Annotated in this window: 12 protein-coding genes; 8 read left to right on the top strand and 4 right to left on the bottom strand. The window is 68.8% G+C overall.

The window, feature by feature from the left end; genetic code table 11:
• Positions 1-19 precede the first annotated feature (19 nt).
• Positions 20-1948: a S9 family peptidase gene (locus QUS11_01930; GenBank protein MDM7992050.1), complete on the top strand. Its 1929-nt coding sequence runs from the start codon at positions 20-22 to the stop codon at positions 1946-1948.
• A gap of 84 nt (positions 1949-2032) precedes the next feature.
• On the opposite strand, the gene QUS11_01925 is transcribed toward QUS11_01930, so the two are convergent.
• The 3 genes from QUS11_01925 to proS form a co-directional block, all read right to left on the bottom strand.
• The gene (locus QUS11_01925; GenBank protein ID MDM7992049.1) at positions 2033-4534 is read right to left on the bottom strand and encodes a hypothetical protein; all 2502 of its coding nucleotides are present in this window, start codon (positions 4532-4534) and stop codon (positions 2033-2035) included.
• A 77-nt stretch (positions 4535-4611) separates the two neighbouring features.
• Positions 4612-6234, bottom strand: a complete 1623-nt coding sequence (locus QUS11_01920) for a hypothetical protein (protein MDM7992048.1) — start codon at positions 6232-6234, stop codon at positions 4612-4614.
• Positions 6235-7677: a proline--tRNA ligase gene (proS, locus tag QUS11_01915; GenBank protein MDM7992047.1), complete on the bottom strand. Its 1443-nt coding sequence runs from the start codon at positions 7675-7677 to the stop codon at positions 6235-6237. It abuts the gene before it with no gap.
• Between the two features lie 178 nt (positions 7678-7855).
• On the opposite strand from proS, the gene QUS11_01910 reads away from it, so the two are divergent.
• The 6 genes from QUS11_01910 (at position 7856) to QUS11_01885 (ending at position 13763) form a co-directional block, all read left to right on the top strand.
• A complete protein-coding gene (locus QUS11_01910) occupies positions 7856-8812 on the top strand; it encodes a cation diffusion facilitator family transporter (protein MDM7992046.1) in 957 nt (318 codons plus the stop codon).
• On the top strand, positions 8802-9590 hold the full coding sequence (locus tag QUS11_01905) for a hypothetical protein (GenBank protein MDM7992045.1): 789 nt from the start codon (positions 8802-8804) through the stop codon (positions 9588-9590). Before QUS11_01910 ends, QUS11_01905 begins: the two co-directional genes overlap by 11 nt.
• Positions 9587-10162 (top strand): hypothetical protein, encoded by a 576-nt coding sequence (locus tag QUS11_01900; protein MDM7992044.1) that lies wholly within the window; start codon positions 9587-9589, stop codon positions 10160-10162. The genes QUS11_01905 and QUS11_01900 overlap by 4 nt, the downstream gene beginning before the upstream one ends.
• Positions 10163-10223: 61 nt before the next feature.
• Positions 10224-10826, top strand: coding sequence for a cold shock and DUF1294 domain-containing protein (locus tag QUS11_01895; GenBank protein ID MDM7992043.1), 603 nt, complete (start codon positions 10224-10226; stop codon positions 10824-10826).
• A complete protein-coding gene (locus tag QUS11_01890; protein MDM7992042.1) occupies positions 10799-12568 on the top strand; it encodes an aldehyde ferredoxin oxidoreductase C-terminal domain-containing protein in 1770 nt (589 codons plus the stop codon). The genes QUS11_01895 and QUS11_01890 overlap by 28 nt, the downstream gene beginning before the upstream one ends.
• Before the next feature lie 4 nt (positions 12569-12572).
• A complete protein-coding gene (locus tag QUS11_01885) occupies positions 12573-13763 on the top strand; it encodes a class II aldolase/adducin family protein (protein ID MDM7992041.1) in 1191 nt (396 codons plus the stop codon).
• A 5-nt stretch (positions 13764-13768) separates the two neighbouring features.
• Here QUS11_01885 and QUS11_01880 read toward each other — a convergent pair whose 3' ends face one another.
• A complete protein-coding gene (locus QUS11_01880) occupies positions 13769-15040 on the bottom strand; it encodes a serpin family protein (protein MDM7992040.1) in 1272 nt (423 codons plus the stop codon).
• A 456-nt stretch (positions 15041-15496) separates the two neighbouring features.
• Here QUS11_01880 and QUS11_01875 point away from each other — a divergent pair, with 456 nt between their 5' ends.
• Complete coding sequence (locus QUS11_01875; protein MDM7992039.1) at positions 15497-16417, top strand: phosphatase PAP2 family protein; 921 nt, start codon at positions 15497-15499, stop codon at positions 16415-16417.
• Position 16418 lies beyond the last annotated feature (1 nt).

The following is a 16418-nucleotide window of genomic DNA, read 5'->3' as shown; positions in this document are numbered from 1 at the left end:
ACTCTGGAGGAAGAACGAGATGAAGATCCGCTGGGCCCTCACCGCGGCGACCCTCTGTGTCGCCCAGGCCGCATACGCCGGGCTGCCCGGCATGATCCCGAGGCAGGTCCTCTTCGGCAACCCGGAGCGCATCGCACCGGCGCTGTCGCCCGACGGCTCCCTGATCGCCTACGTGGCCCCCGCGGGTGACGTGCTGAACCTCTGGCTCATGGACGCCGACGGCACCGATCCCAGGCAGATCACCTTCGACGAGGGCAGGGGGGTGACCGACTACTTCTGGGCCGAGAACGGCCGCCACATCCTCTACATGCAGGACCAGGCCGGCGAGGAGAACACACACGTCTACAGGCTCGACGTCTCCACCGGCGAAGTGACCGACCTCACCCCGTACGAGGGCGTGAAGGCATATGTGAGCGCCACCGACAGGGACCGGCCCGACACGGTGCTCATAGAGATGAACGCGGACGACCCGATGCTCTTCGACGTCTACGAGGCCGATCTGATCACCGGCGAACTGACCCCGGTCGAGGGCAACCCCGGGTTCGTCCTGGGCTGGATACCCGACGAGGACCTGACCGTCAGGGTCGCCTACGCCATGGACGGCGAGGGCGGGCAGATGCTCATGTCGAAGGACCCGGAGGGGAACTGGACGCCGTTCCTCTCCTGGGGCCCGGAGGAGATGGTGTACCCCGTCCGGATGACGAAGGACGGCTCGGGCATCTATCTGAACAGCACCCTGGGCTCGAACACGTCCCGTCTCGTCAGGTACGACCTCGCCTCGGGCGAGGAGACCGTGCTCGCGTCCGATCCCCTTTGCGATGCCGGCGGGGTCTTCTTCGACGAGGAGACCGTCACTCCCCGGGCGATAACCTTCACCTACCTCAGGCTCAGGGTCGAGATCCTCGACCCCGCCCTGCAGGCCGACTTCGACTTCCTCTCCACGGTGGCGGAGGGCGACTTCTTCATCGCCTCGAGCGACCGCGCGGAGGATGTCTGGATCGTCGGGTACTACAGCCCGTCCAATCCCGTCAGCTACTACCTCTACGACAGGCGGGCCGGCACGGCCCGCCTCCTCTTCAGCGCCATACCGGCCCTCGAGGACTACGACCTCGCAGATGTGCGGCCCCTGCTGATCCCCGCCAGGGACGGCCTGATGCTCCCGTCCTACCTCACACTGCCCGTCGGGGTCGATTCCACCGGACTGCCCCTGGTGCTGTTCGTCCACGGCGGGCCCTGGGCCCGCGACAGCTACGGCTACGATCCCATATCGCAGCTCCTGGCCAACAGGGGCTTCGCGGTCCTGCAGGTGAACTTCAGGGGCTCGACGGGCTTCGGCAGGGAGTTCCTCAATGCGGCGAACAGGGAGTGGGGCGGCGCGATGCAGGACGATCTGACCGACGCCGTGCAGTGGGCGGTCGATCAGGGATATGCAGACCCTGAAAGGCTCTCGATAGTCGGGGCCTCCTTCGGCGGATACGCCACCCTGGCCGGAGTCGCGTTCACGCCGGACCTCTACGCCGCCGCGGTGGACCTCTTCGGCCCCTCCGACCTGATCACCTTCCGGCAGAGCGTCCCGGCCTACTGGAGGCCGATGGACGCCCTGTTCGACGTCCGGATCGGGAGCCTCTCGGCCGATTCGGCGATGCTCGCCGACAGGTCGCCCCTGAACCATGCCGGTGAGATCAGGACGCCGCTCCTGGTGATCCAGGGCGCCAACGATCCCCGCGTGGTCCAGGCCGAGAGCGACCAGCTCGTCGCAGCACTCAGAGCCGTCGGCACTCCCGTGGAGTACGTGCTCTACGCCGACGAGGGACACGGCTTTGCTCTCGAGGCCAACAACCTCGACTTCGCGGGCCGGATGGAGGAGTTCCTGGCCGGGCACATCGATGGCGTGCGCTTCGAGCCCTGGGCTCCCGTGGAAGGCTCCACGGCGACCGTCGTCGAGTAGACGGATTCCGGGCGAAGGCCCGGAAGCGGAGGGGGGGAGGGCCGGTCCTCCCCCCTGTCCATTGCAGGCCCTTCCGGCAGTCCGTCAGCGGATCACGGTCATCCTGAGGCTGGAGGTCTCCCCTCCGCAGGTCACGCCGAGGAGATATGTCCCCGACGGCAGGCTCGCGCAGGAGAATTCCGCTACTCCCCCTTCGACGGCTGCCGAGGCGGTGGCGACTATCCGCCCGGCCAGGTCCATCACCGTCACGCCGGCGTCGGTCCAGCCGGCGGGCACCGACAGGAGAGCCGTTCCGCGCACCGGGTTCCGAAGGAGTGCCACACCCTCGATGGCGGGCTCCTGGGGTGACTCCATACCGACCCCGCCCTCTAGGGACACCCAGATGTTCCAGTCCGAGCCGGATTCGTCGCCGGCCCAGGCTATGACCCCTCCGCAGAGGGCCGGGGTCCATGCGGGCCCCCCGGTGTCGAGCAGGAGGGCGGGGGTCGACCAGTCCGATCCCGTATATGTCGATGACCAGAGCCTCGCGGCCGATCCGCGCCCCTGCTGCCATGCCGTGAACAGGCCGCCCGTGGGGGATGTGCCGGCCACCGGCAGGCACACCGTCTCCAGGCCGGTGGAGTGGATGGTCACGGGGGCGCTCCAGGAGCTTCCGTCCCAGGTCATGAACCTTATCGAAGTGCCCGTGCCGGCCGCGTCGCCCTCCTGCCAGACCAGGCGCATCATCCCTCCCGCGAACGACAGGGACGGCGAACGCGAGAAGCATCCCGCGGAGGTGACCGCCACGGGGGCGGAGAAGCCCGAGGAGTTCCCGCGCGACCACATGATCCTGTCACCGGTCTGGTCGCTCCTGACCCAGGCGGCATGGACGTATCCCGACCCGTCGGACGCGCTGACGGGCGAGAAGTCCTCGGAGCCCTCGGAGCCCGACAGGATGGTCTCGGGGAAGGTCCCGTCGACCGTCCTGACCATGATGTCGCCCTCGCCCCTGCGCCATGTCTGCCAGGTCAGCCAGAGCTTCCCGCCCGCCAGGGAGAGGGAGGGATCCACGTCGTACCCCGATCCGTCGACAAGGGTGGAGATGGTGCCGAACCCCGCTCCATGGGCGATCATGATGTCGTAACCGTAGCTCGCCTCCTCGAAGCTGGCCCAGGCCAGCCAGGGCTGGCCCGATGCGTCGAGCGCCAGGGCGGGCTGCACGTCCCAGTATTCGTCGGAGTCGACCACGGTCACCGCCTCCCACGAGGAGCCGTCGAAGTGCCTGGCGGCTATGTCGAGTCGTGCGGTGCCCCCGGTCATCCAGGCCACCCAGAGGTCGCCCGCATCCCCGGCGACGGCGGGATAGCAGTCGGAATGGGTGCTGGTCGAGACCTGCGCCCAGGCCCTGTCTCCTCCGTGGCCGGTTCCGCCCGACGGAGGCAGGGATGCGGCGGCCGCCCCGCCCATCGGCCTGATCGTGGGATCGCCGAGGAGCACGCAGCCGTAGTGCCATGCCTCGTCGTAGATGCCGACAGCGTTCATCCAGGTCTCGAACGCCGCGCCGGGGATGACCCCGTCGCCGATGGGTTCGTAGAAGACCTCGAAATCGAGCATGGAACCGGTCTTCGTCGACCCGATGGCGAGCTGGCAGTAGTCCTCCCCGAACAGGTACCAGTTGCCGAGGCAGTTGGGCTCGGTCCAGCGGCAGTTGGAGCATGCGAAGAGCTGGACGAAGACGGTCTGCGGGTTGATCTGGGCTATCTCCGGGGCCATGACGGTCCCCGAGTAGCCCGAAGTCGTCTTGAAGGTGTGCCCCCAGGGCGAGGAGTGCGACATCAGGTGGACGAACTCGTAGCCGTGGGCCAGGCGGTCGCGGTACAACGAGGCGGTCGTCTGGTTCTCGTCGTTGTAGACGTCGACGGTGGAGTAGATGGAGTAGAGGCCGCAGTCTTCGTAGAAGGCCCAGTCGTCGTCGTTGAAGGCCAGCGCCCTTGCGGGCACCGACATCGCGCCGGTGCGGTAGAAGTGGTTCTTGTCGAGGAAGCCTGCGAGCATCTCGATCTCGCCCCCGAACTCGACTGCATGGGCGTCTATGCGCCCCACCCAGATCTCGGCCCCGACGTCTCCGGCGTGGGAGTCGTACATCCCGTCGCCGTCGGCATCACCCCAGACCCCGTCGGTATCCATGAAGAAGAGGTCGAGGGGGAACTCCTCGTGGGGTCCGCCCCATTCGTCCATCTCGTACCAGGCGGCGGGCAGCCATCCCACCAGGATCGCCCCGCCCAGGCCCGGATGGCCCTGGATCTGCGCGCGGAGATCCTCCGCGTCGCCGCCCGACATCTGCTCGACGACGACGTCGAAGCCCTCGGCCTCGAGGTCCTGCTGGAACCGGACGAGCCTGCCGGAGAGGGGGGCGGCGACGGAGGACGACACGATCACCAGGACGTCGGAGTCGCTCCTGTCGAGATGGCTAGCGGAAAGGCCGGAGAACGAGGCGGGATGCTCCTCGAGGGGGCACCGCTCCGTCATGGAGAAGCCGGCCACGGGAGCGCCCGCCGGCTCCGGTACCGATAGGCTCAGAATGACCGCAGCCGTCGAAAGGAACACGATGGACCTCCTCGAGGGTATGACTCAGCTTCCGCGAAAGAATAAGAAGGGAGCAGGACCGTGTCAGCCTCTCCCGGTCAGACCCCCCCTGCCGGCCGCCTCCCCAGGACCACCGCCGACACCGGGCGCGGCCCTGCGGTCCAGACCGGATCGGCTTCGGGCGGCACGAACCCCCTGCATATCAGGCATTCCACGCCGAGCTCGTCGAGCAGGCTGTCCGCCCGCGGGGAAGGCCAGGTGTTGAGGATCTCCGCCGTTTCGGCGTAGCCCTCCGGCAGGCTGGTGCCGTAGCCGTTGACCGTCGGGGTGAAATGGAGGGTCTGCCCCAGCAGGTTCCCGCACTCGTAGGAGGGGTCGGACAGGTCGGCCCTGACCGGGAGGATGGCTATGCGCGAGAAGTCCCTCGCGGCCAGCCACCCGTGGAACCTCTCGGGCGTGGCGTCGACTAGCGGCATCGGCCCCGGCCAGACCTCGGCGAGGCATAGCGCGATCCCGGCGAAGGCAAGGACGGGCTTCCCGGAGAGGGCGCGCCCGGCGGCGAGGACCGCCGGCAGGAGGAAGAGGAAGGCCGCCCTGGAGGGGAGCCTTATCGACGAGAAGCCGGGCAGGCCCGCCAGGAGCCTCCAGGGGCCGGGGCCGAGCTGCCTCCCGAAGAAGACGATCGTGGGGCCTGACGACACGGCCAGGAAGAGCAGGAACGCCGCCGCGAGGAACCATCCGCCCGCCATCCCGTCCTTCCGGGAACGGCGCAGGACCCAGGCGATGGCTCCTGCGACGACGGCCAGGCCAGGCCAGAACGCGATCTCGCCCAGGGTCGAAGCCGGCCTGAGGCTCCCTAGGAACATGCTGTTGCTCCACGGCGAGACCAGGGCCGACAGGTCGGCGGAGGCCATCGTGTCGACCCGCCAGGAGGCCGCGCTTTCGATGTGGCCGAGGAGGAGAGGGATGCAGACCGCATTTCCGGCCAGCGTCCAGAGGCCCGTTCCGAGCAGCGCCTTCCCCCCGCCCCTCCTGGCTGCCCAGGGCAGGTACAGGAGGATGGCGAGGTCGAGGAAGACGAGGTAGTAGAGCGAAGCCATGCACTGGAGCGCGACCAGGATGCCGAGCCAGAACCCCCTGCCCGATCCGGACGCGATCCTGAACGCCTGCCCGAGCGCCATGACGGAGAGCCCGGCCGAGAAGAGCTGGATGTGCCACAGATGGCTCTGGAAGAAGGGCAGGCAGACGAACGCCCCGCCTGCGAACAGGGCTCCCGCCCTCCCGCAGCCGACCTGCCGTGCCAGCAGGTATGCCGCAAGGCCGGAGAAGGCGAGCGACAGCACGAGTACGAGATTGTGGGCCGCCAGAGGCCCCAGCCCGGCGAACCTGAGCGGCATGGCGGCGAGGGTCTGCGCCAGGAGGAGGTCGCTGCGGCCGCCCGCGTCGGGCTGGCCTTCGAATACCGGCGCATCCAGGGGGTTCTGCAGGCTCGTGAGAGCCTCGTGGTTCCACGCCATCAGCCAGGTGTTGAAGAAGGTGTCCGTCCCGTCGTGGGCACCGGAGGAGGGGTGCGCCGCGAGGGGCCATGTGACGGCAGCCGCGAGCGCGGAGCAGAGGAGGATCGCGGTGGCGATCTCGACGAAGCCGGGCCGGGCGTCACCCCGGTTCCTGCGTGAGCCGAAGTCCGAACCCCGCCTGACGCCCCCCGTCCTCCGCGCCATCTAGTAGGCCCTCGCCACGATGGCCCTGCTCCTCGACGGTCTGCCGGTCATGAAGCAGGCGCCCTCCCCGCCCTCCTGGTCGAGGGGTATGCAGCGGATGGTGGCCTTGGTCTCCTGCTGGAGCCTCTCCTCCTCGTCGGGGCCGCCGGCCCACCAGACCCTGCAGAAGCCCTCCCGCTCGCCCGACACGGCCTTGTACTCGTCGTAGGTGGCGGCCTCCCAGGTCATCGCGTCCCGCCTGGCGACGGCCTCCTCGAACATCTCGCGCTGGATGGCCGAAAGCCTCCGGGGGATCTCGGACACCACGGCGTCGAGCCCGATCGTGAATTTGGCGTCCCTGCCCGGGCGGTTCCTGGCACTGGCCGTCACCACGCCCGCCTGGAGGTCCCTCGGGCCCAGCTCGAGCCTGACCGGCACGCCGCGGACCTCCCAGTGATGGAACTTGAATCCCGGGCTGACGGTCTGGCGGTCGTCCACCTTCGCCCGGACCCCGGCGCCCTCGAGGTCCCTGCATATCCGCGCGGCGGCCTCGCCGACCGCCGAGCGCTCATCATCGGTCCTGCTTATGGGGACGACGACCACCTGCACCGGGGACAGCTCGGGGGGCAGCCTGAGCCCTGCGTCGTCGCCGTGCACCATGATGACTGCGCCGACGAGCCTGGTCGAGACGCCCCAGCTCGACTGGTGGACGTACTGCTGCTCGTTGTTCTCGTCGAGGTAGCGGGTGTTGAAGGCCCTGGCGAAGTTTGTGCCGAGGTAGTGGCTCGTGCCGGACTGGAGGGCCCAGCCGTTGCCCATCATGGCCTCGATGGAGTAGGTCTCCACCGCACCGGCGAACTTCTCCCTGTCCGTCTTCCTTCCGGGGATCACGGGCATGGCCGCGTTCTCGGCCGCGAAGGCCTCGTAGACCCTGAGCATCCTCATGGTCTCGCTGCGGGCCTCCTCCTCGGTGGCATGGGCGGTGTGCCCCTCCTGCCACAGGAACTCGGTGGTGCGGAGGAACGCCCTCGGACGCATCTCCCACCTGACCACGTTGGCCCACTGGTTGAGGAGCATCGGCAGGTCGCGGTAGCTGCCTATCCACTTCGAGAACATGTGGTTGATGATGGTCTCGGAGGTGGGGCGCACCACGAGGGGTTCCTCGAGCTGCTTCCCGCCTCCGTGCGTCACAATGGCGAGCTCGGGGGCGAAGCCTTCGACGTGCTCGGCCTCCCTGTTGATGAAGCTCTGGGGGATGAACAGCGGGAAGTAGGCGTTCTCGTGCCCGGTGGCCTTGAAGCGGGCGTCCAGGTTGTCCCGGATCCTCTCCCAGATCGCATACCCGTAGGGGCGGATCACCATGCAGCCGCGTACGGGGGAGGTGTCGGCGAGCTCGGCCTCCCGTATTACGTCCTGGTACCACTGTGCGAAGTCCTGCTTCTGGGGAGTGATGTTTTCGGCCATGACAGAGCCCCTCCGGGATCGATCCTCCGTGTACGGTGACGCCCGGCGGGTCCGGCGCGATTACCGTATATTGCCGCGTGCCTTTCCGGATTCCCAGGCGTTTCAGACAGGCGCGGATCAGTGCGGGGTAATATGGCGAGAGCCGCCGGGCGGGACTAACGGGATGCAGACCGGAGACGTGACCGGACGGGACGGCGCCGTGCGCGGGCCGCGGCTCACGCGGTTCGCGTGGCTGTCCATCGCCGCGGCCGTCACGACGATAGTCCTCAAGCTCCTTGCATGGGGCATGACGGGCTCGGTCGGCCTGCTCTCGGACGCCATGGAGTCCGGGGTCAACCTGGCCGGAGCCGCCATCGCCCTGGCGATGCTCTCGATCGCGGCCAGACCCGTGGACAGGGAGCACGAGTTCGGACACGGGAAGGCCGAGTACTTCTCGAGCGGCGCCGAGGGGGCGCTCATCCTGGCTGCCGCTGCTGCGATGATCGCGGCCGCGGTGCCCAGGTTCTCGAATCCCGTGCCGCTCGAGCGCCTGGGTGCGGGAGCGGCCGTTTCGGCAGCCGCATCGGCCTTGAACCTCGCCGTCGCGATCGTACTGCGCCGGGCCGGCAGAAGGTACGACTCCATAACCCTCGAAGCGGATGCCGGCCATCTCATGACGGACGTCCTCACCTCCGCCGGCGTCCTGGCCGGCATGGGCGCCGTGGCCCTCACGGGATGGGCCTGGCTCGATCCCGTGATCGCGGTCCTCGTTGCCGTGCACATTCTCCGGACCGGATCCGGCATAGTGCACCGGTCGGTGGACGGGCTGATGGACGCCGCCATCCCCGAGAGCGAGAGGGGGCTGGTCCTCCGGGTCTTCGACCGCCACGCGGGCGGCGGGGTCCGGTTCCACGCCCTCCGCACCAGGCGCGCCGGATCCATGCGGTTCATCTCGTTCCACGTCCTTGTGCCGGGAGACTGGTCGATCGAGCGCGGCCACCTGCTCCTAGAATCCATCGAAGGCGAGATCCGCGCAGAGATACCGGGTTCGACGGTGTTCACCCACATCGAACCCGCGTGTGACGGAACACCCCCGGCGGGACCCGGGCTGCCGATGGACGCGCAGGCGGGAGCGCAGGCCGGGGATGATGCCTGACGTGGCGGGCCGTCCCGCGGAATGGCGGCCCGCCGCAGTTTCCCGCGGGGAGTACGCCGCTAGAGCCGTGTCGAGGGACTACGCCCGGGCACTCGCGGCCAATCCTCCCGGGGCGTCGTCGAATCCCAACCTCCTCGCCTTCGGCAACTCGGGCGGAATCCTCCGCAACGGGGTCTGCTGGTGGCACTCCAGGTTCACGCGGGCCGCCCTCTACCTGGTCTACTTCGAGCCCTCGAAGCCGAGGCCCGGCCCCAGCGCCGTGCGGGAGGCCGTCAGGTCGGTGATGGACGCCGACAGTGTGGTGGAGATCCCGGGCTACTCGTGCCTCCGTGACTTCTCGGCGGACTGCCGGCAGGACATCCAGAAGGTCCTCGAGAGGAGACAGATCTCCGACGGTGTGCTCCGTTTCGCCTGGGTGAACGGCCTCGCCGGATCGCACCGGGTGCCTGCGGCCAGGCTCGGCGCCCTGATGGACAGGATCCATGCCGAGACCTCCAGGGAGGGGCTCGCCTACGTCAAGCTCCAGATCCGCGGGATCGACGCCCACTCGCTGATCGTGACGGAGATGGAGCCGCTCGACGGAGGCGGGTACAGATGCAGCTACCTCGACAGCAACTGGCCCCTCGAGAGGGTGTGGACCTACAGGCCCGGGCAGGAGACCGCCTCCGCTGTGACGGGCATGCCCGGAGTGCCCTATCTTCAGCGGACCGGCGAGCTGAGGAGGATCCGCGGCCTGGTCGCGGATTTCGCCGGCACTGCGTCCGGGGGGGGCTCATGAGTTCCGGGGTGCGCGACCATGCCGGGCTTGCGGTGTGCGCTGCGGGGATCGGGTGCTTCATCGCCCTGATCGGCCACGCGCTCGGATATGTGCTCTCGGAGGGGGGATCGGTCGCTTCCGGAGGTCCGTACGCCGTGGCCAGACCCGCGCCCGCCTGGATCATGATCCTGCCGGTGTCGATCATCCTCCTCCTCGCCTCGGGCGGGGCTTCGATGTACTTCTCCCGCAGGCTGAACGGGCCGGGCCTCCTGCCGTTCGCCTGGGCAGGTCTGTTCGGCTCGCTCGGATACCGCTTCGCGGAGGCCGGGTCGCGGGGCGGCGGCCCGGCTGCCGCCTGGGTGGTCTGTGGTTTTCTGTTCATCACGATGGGGATCGCCCCCCTGGCATGGATCCCGATCGGGAGGATGCAGAGGCGGAGGCTCGAGCGGAGCCTCCCCGGGCTCTGCCGCGCCGCCTGCGCCCCGGGCTCCGGGCGGACCCCGGACAGGACGCTCTATTGGACATGCGCCGCTTTCGGCGCCGTTTCCGGTGTGATCACCGGGTTCCTGCTCTACCGGGCCATCGCGGGGTAGGGCGGGGTTCACAGGCACGCGCGTGGAGGGCCGGGCCCTACGAGCCCGGAATCGGAGTGGCATGAGAAAGCTCGGGAAGATCGTGGACTGGAACGACAACAGGGGATTCGGCTTCATCGTCCCGGAGGGCGGCGGCGACAGGGTATTCGTCCATATCAAGGCCTTCCGCCCCGGCCAGGCGAGGCCGAGGGGCGGGGAGCTGGTCGACTACGTCCCCACAACCGACGACAAGGACCGCAGGCGGGCCGACGACGTGATCTTCACGAAGGCTCGAGCCGGCGGGGGCCGCACTTCTCCCGCGAGGAGCGGACAGGGTGCGGCCACGTTCCTTCTTGCTGCCTCGGCGGCATTCATCCTCCTGACGGGATGGCTTGCCCTGACCGGAAGAGCCAGCCCGGCGGTCCCGATCGTCTATCTCGTCATGAGCGCCATCTCCTTCGCGGTCTATGCCTCCGACAAGGCGGCGGCCCCGGCAGGCGGCCGCAGGATCCCCGAGAACACCCTGCACCTGCTCGCACTCCTCGGGGGATGGCCCGGAGCCCTCATCGCCCAGAGGCTGCTCTCCCACAAGACGCGCAAGGCGGGGTTCCAGGCGCTGTTCTGGATCACGGTCGCCCTGAACCTCGCGGCGCTGGCGTGGTACCTGCTGCGGATACGGGGGTAGGCACGGCCGGCAGGGACGTCCTCTTCGCGGATCTCGGTTCCGGCGTCACCCGGAGGATGCCTCTGGATCCAGGCCCCGGGGAGCGCTGGATCGGCGGGAGGGGGCTTGCGGGCGCGTTCCTCCGCCCCTGCTGCACGCTCTCCTGGGACGACCCCGGCATGCCCTTCGTGCTGGCGGCCGGCCCCCTGGCCGGAACCCTCTCGCCGGCGTCCGGGAGGGTGAGCGCCATGTGCATGTCCCCGCTCACGGGGACTGTCGGCGACTCGTCCGCCGGAGGCGCCTTCGCCTCGGAGATGGCCAGGGCCGGCCTCGCAGCCGTGGTGATCACGGGCACGGGCCCCCGGCTCGCCGGGCTCGAGATAGAGGACGGAACCGCCCGCCTGGTGGACGCCGAAGGGCTCAGGGGACGCGACACGGCCGAAGTCTCGGGACTGCTGGCCGGGAAGGGCTCCACCGCCCTAACGGGCCCCGCGGCCGACAACGGCGTCCTCTACTCCAACATCGTCATCGACGGCTGCCACACCGCGGGCAGGAACGGCCTGGGGCTCTGCCTCGCGGCGAGGAACGTCAAGTACGTTTCCGTCAGGGGGTCGGGCAGGCCCGGCGCAGCCGATCCCGGAAGGCTGTCGGAGGCGTGCGCCGCGATCAACAGGCTTCTCTCCGCCAGTCCGGTGGTCATGGGGGCCTTCGGGCTCCACAACATGGGCACGGGTGCCCTCTACGACCTGATGCACGCGCGCGGCATGATGCCCACCGCCAACTTCAGGCGCACGAGCTTCGATGCGGCGCCCGGGATGAACGCACCCGCCTATGCGAGGCTGCTGGGCTCGAAGAGGACGGGCTGCGAAGGCTGCCGGATACAGTGCAAGCGGGTCGGACGCGACGGCGTGCACATCCCGGAGTTCGAGACCATGTCCCACTTCAGCGCACTGATAGAGAACGAGGACATGTCGGCCGTGCTCGAGGCCAACGACATATGCACGCGCCTCGGGATGGACACGATAAGCGCGGGCTCCACGCTGGCGTGCCATTCCGAGATCGAGGGGAGGCGCCTCGCCCCTTCGGAGGTGCTTTCCCTGCTGCGCGAGATCGGGACCGGCCGTGCAGGGGACCTCGGCATGGGTTCGCGGAGATACGCGGAGATGCGCGGGCGCCCGGAGGCCTCGATGACGGTGAAGGGACTCGAACTGCCCGCCTACGATCCCAGGGGGGCCTACGGGATGGCGCTGGCCTACGCCGTGGCCACCAGGGGCGGCTGCCACCTGCGGGCCTACCCGATCAGCCACGAGATCCTCAGGAAGCCGGTGGCCACGGACAGGCTCTCCTTCGCCGGGAAGGCCCGCATCATCAAGACGGCGGAGGACGCCAACGCCGCGATGGACTCGATCGGGGCCTGCCGGTTCAGCCTTTTCGGGGCGACGGTGGAGGAGTTCGCCGACGCCCTGTCGGCCGTGACCGGGATCGAGCGCTCCGGCCAGGACCTGATGGATCTGGGCGAGAGGGTGACGTTCCGGGACAGGATCATGAACGGACTCCGCGGCTTCACCGCGGCCGACGACGACCTTCCCGCGAGGTTCTTCGAGGAGCCCGGCACGCCCGGCCCGTGGCCGGACCTGCCCCCGCTCCCCAGGGACGGATTCCTCGAGGCCCGCGCGAGGTACTACAGGATACGGGGCCTGGATCCCGACGGATCTCCGCTGCCCGGGAAGGCGGAGGCTCTCGGCCTCCCCGCCGGGATCTGAGCCGATGAGGGCGCTGCTCTCGAAATACGCGGAGAAGCTCGAACGGACCGGACTCGCCGCCCCCGGCTCGATACTGTTCGGGGGACGGGACGACTCCGTCGAGTGGGTGGGCGACGGTCCCGCGAGGCCGCTCCTCGAGGAGGCGTTCGAGAGGCTGGCGGTCTGCTCGCTCCTCCTGTTCCGGCCGTCGGAGCCGTGGAGTTCGATGATCGGGCTGCTGGCCGGGCAGGGGGGAGGGCCGATACGCCCCTCCGACTGCGAATCCCTGACATTCCTGCACGAGATACCCGTCGCCCCGAGCATGGATGCCGTAATCCTCGCCGGCCTGCTCGGGCGGAGGCGGAGCGCGATCGTCCCCGGACCGGGCATCGCCGCGTGGGGCGCCGTGAGCCCCGAGCAGGCGTTCGTGTCTGCCAGTTCGGTGTGTTTCGCGTGCTTCGTGAAGTTCATGGCGGACTACCTCGACGCCCTCGAAGCCGGAGGGAGGCCCCCCGATCCCTGGCGGCGGGTGGTCGAGGCGGTGCGGGAGGGGGCCGGCGACTTCCCATGCGGCGCTGCCGGCGGGATGGAACTCGCGGCAGGGCCGTTCCGCACGGAGAGCGAGGTCAGGGCAGCCATCGCCGAAGCGGGGGCGAGGACCGTGGAATCCGGGCTGGTGGACTCCTACTTCGGGAACGTATCCTGGCTGCTGGACGGCGTTCTCTACATCAGCCAGACCGCCTCGTCGCTCGACGAGCTCCCGGGGGCCGTCGACGCCTGCCCGCTGGACGGCTCCTCGTGCGCGGCGATCACGGCCTCGAGCGAGTACATGGCCCATGTCGAAGCCCTTCGGGTCACCGGCGCCGACGGCATCCTGCACGGACACCCCAGGTTCGCGGTGATCGCATCGCTGGCCTGCGGCAGGCCCTCGTGCCCGGACAGGGGTTCATGCCACCTCCGCTGCCCCCACGGGCGGCATGCCGGAGGCGTCCCGATCGTATCGGGCGAGGTGGGCGCCGGACCCTCCGGCCTCTACCGCACGCTCCCCCGGGCGCTCCTGGGATGCGATGCCGCGATAGTGCACGGACACGGCCTCTTCGCCGCGGCGAGGGGCGACTTCAGGGGCGCGTTCGGCGCCATGTCGGGCATCGAACGGGCGTGCCGCGCCGAGTACTTCGAGAGGGTGGACAGGGCCTGCATGGACGCCCGGAACTGAGAACTTCAGGCTGTCGGATCAGCCATCCGCCCCATGAACAGCACCGTCCCGGTCAGGTCGTCGATGATCAGGAAAAGGAACGGCCTGTCCAGGACGAACTGCACGGGCTGATCCTGCGGCATCGCCGTCAGGGCCATGATGACCCCTGTGGCCGCCGCGGCCTCCGTGCCTGTCTCGTCGACCCTGACGAACGCCTTGTGGACCACGTCGCTCACGAAGAGGTCGCGACCGCCCGTCATGCCCGAGAAGTCCGCCGTGGACGGATCGAAGGCACCGGCCATGCCCATCCCGGCCAGCACCTGCGAGAGCGAGAACGACGAAGCGTACTCGAACCTCGGCATGGCCAGGAAGACCTCGCGGGTGGAGAACCCGTCGGTCATGGCCGCGAGATCGGCCGTCGAGAACCGCTGCTCGAACTCCCTGATCCCGCTGTCGGGGAGTACCGCCACCATCCGGCCCGCCCCGTCGGAATAGGGCAGGGAGACCGCCCTGAAGCCCTCGCCGTCGTAGTAGTCCATGTCGTCGGTCCGGTGCATCAGGGGAACGGTTTCCACGACGCCGGCGAGGGTCGTGAAAGTGCCGTCGCGGGTCTGGCCGGGGTCGAACTCTTCGAGCCAGCTCCCCTTGAAATAGACGGCGTTGGTGAGCACCATCCTGGTGTCGGCGGATATGGAGCCGGGCCCGAGCAGATCCTCTATCCGGCCGTGCGTGGCTTCGCTCACCCAGCCGTTGATCGTCTGGCGCTGGGCTTCGGGACTGCCCGAGAAGTCGGCGTTCCTGGCCTCCGCCCCGTAGCACCCCGTCACGATGGCGACGTACGGGTCGAGAAGGGGGAACCCGGCCTCTGCCCAGATGGCGTTGGCTATGTCGAGCTCGATCGGATCGCCTTCGCACGTCGCCGCACGACCTTCGGGATCCAGCATCCCCCCGATGCGGCGGAAGCCTGCGTGGACCAGCGGACGGTCGATGTCGAACCCCAGGACCGAGGCCATCTCCCCGGCAGTGGTTCCGGAAGCTCCCGCCCAGGTCATCGCGAGGGCGGAGGAGATGCTGTAGGGGGAGAGCATCACGTTCCCGTCGCCGCTCTCGAGGCACAGCCTGCCGAAGAGCGCAAGGGCGAACTCCCGGTTGCCGGCCGAAAGGGTCGCGAGATCGGCATCGGTGATGTCGGGCAGCGGGTCTCCTGCAGGCACCGGGCCCTCCACCACTCCCGAACCGCCGCAGGCTCCCGGCAGCAGGGTGGCAGCCGCGGAAAGGGTCGTCAGAATCCTGTGCATCAGCCCTCCTCGTCGCCCGGCATGCCGGGCCGCTGTTTCCGTCAGCCTTCATTCTAAATCCGTCGCTCACCCGGGGGAAGGCCCGCGATCTCCACCTCCGGGGTGTTCGGGCATTCCGACCGGCATCTACCCGTTCCATACCGGCCCGCCGTCAGGAGGAAGGCCCGCGACCCCCACATCCGGGATGAAGCCGCGCCCTGTTTGACAATCCCGGGAGGTTCCCTTACACTACTCACCTGGGGGGCCGAAGCCTGCGAGTGCTTTGGGTACAGATGGAGGCAGCGCCCTTCTGCTGGCCGATGCAGCGACCACCCCCCGGGGTCCGGTGAGCAGCAGAAGCGACAGCAGAAGGCCGTTCAAGTCCTCTAACCCTACCGAGACGTCATTCGTCACGCCTTGGCCCCCCTCGCTCTCTCACAGAACCGAACGGACAGCTCGGCCGGAGCATCGGGATGGGTGTTCGATCTGAAAGGTAAACTCCTCGAGGCGGTCGCCGACCGGTACTACCGAGCGATCCTCGCAATCTGCGGCGCCTACAGCGTCGCCGCGGCGCTGATCCCGTTCATGAGGCTCGTCCCGAGATGGCCGGCGCAGCTCGCCATCTTCGCCCTCCTCTACGCCGGGCTCCGGGCCCGTGCGATCCCCGACTGGGCCAGGCGCTGGTTCTACTACGCCATGCTCACTGTGTCCTACCAGGCCCTCAGGCTGCTGGTCTCGACCTGTTCCGACGGTTTCCACGGGGCCGGGATCATCGCGATGGAGCAGAGATTCTTCGGCATCCTGCCGACGGTATGGCTGCAGGGCGTCCTCCATCCGACCCAGGGCTTCGCCTGGTACGACTACATCTTCGCGGTGCTGCACGCCTCCCTCTTCGCCTTCCCGTTCCTGCTGCCGGGCATCCTGCTGTGGCGCAGGGGGGTGGATTCGATGAAGAGGGCCTCGGTCGCCGTTGTACTGATCTCCCTGGCGGGATATCTCACGTATGTCCTCTTCCCCCTGACGCCTCCCTGGATGGCCGAACTGGAGGGGGACATCCATCACGCCGAGAGGGTCGTCTACCTGGCCCTTTCGAGCTTCACGAGCGACTGGCTGTCGGGGGCCTTCCAGCCCAGCCCCAGGGGGGCCATGCCGTCCCTGCACGCCGGGGTCCCGTTCATGACGCTCCTCGTCTCGCTCCACGAGTTCGGCAGGCGTGCATGGTGGGTGGCCCTGCCCGTCGCGGCCCTCTGCTTCGAGATCGTCTACGGGGCCGAACACTACGTGATGGACGTGGTCGCCGGGCTCGCTTACGGGCTCGCGGCGTACCTGATCGTCTACAGGAAGCTGTTCCCGGACGCCCCCGGCGGGGGAGCTCCGGCCGGTGGAAAGGTCGGGTGAC

The organism is Candidatus Fermentibacter sp. (genome assembly GCA_030373045.1).
Classification (GTDB): Bacteria; Fermentibacterota; Fermentibacteria; order Fermentibacterales; family Fermentibacteraceae; genus Fermentibacter.
The sequence above is the reverse complement of the archived record's forward strand: the minus strand, read 5'-3'. Positions and strand labels throughout refer to the sequence as shown.

Coding starts and splice junctions, on each gene's coding strand:
- QUS11_01895 (MDM7992043.1), top strand. CDS start 10,224: ATGAGAAAGCTCGGGAAGATCGTGGACTGGAACGACAACAGGGGATTC.
- QUS11_01920 (MDM7992048.1), bottom strand. CDS start 6,234: ATGGCGCGGAGGACGGGGGGCGTCAGGCGGGGTTCGGACTTCGGCTCA.
- QUS11_01880 (MDM7992040.1), bottom strand. CDS start 15,040: ATGCACAGGATTCTGACGACCCTTTCCGCGGCTGCCACCCTGCTGCCG.
- QUS11_01900 (MDM7992044.1), top strand. CDS start 9,587: ATGAGTTCCGGGGTGCGCGACCATGCCGGGCTTGCGGTGTGCGCTGCG.
- QUS11_01930 (MDM7992050.1), top strand. CDS start 20: ATGAAGATCCGCTGGGCCCTCACCGCGGCGACCCTCTGTGTCGCCCAG.
- QUS11_01905 (MDM7992045.1), top strand. CDS start 8,802: ATGATGCCTGACGTGGCGGGCCGTCCCGCGGAATGGCGGCCCGCCGCA.
- QUS11_01885 (MDM7992041.1), top strand. CDS start 12,573: ATGAGGGCGCTGCTCTCGAAATACGCGGAGAAGCTCGAACGGACCGGA.
- proS (MDM7992047.1), bottom strand. CDS start 7,677: ATGGCCGAAAACATCACTCCCCAGAAGCAGGACTTCGCACAGTGGTAC.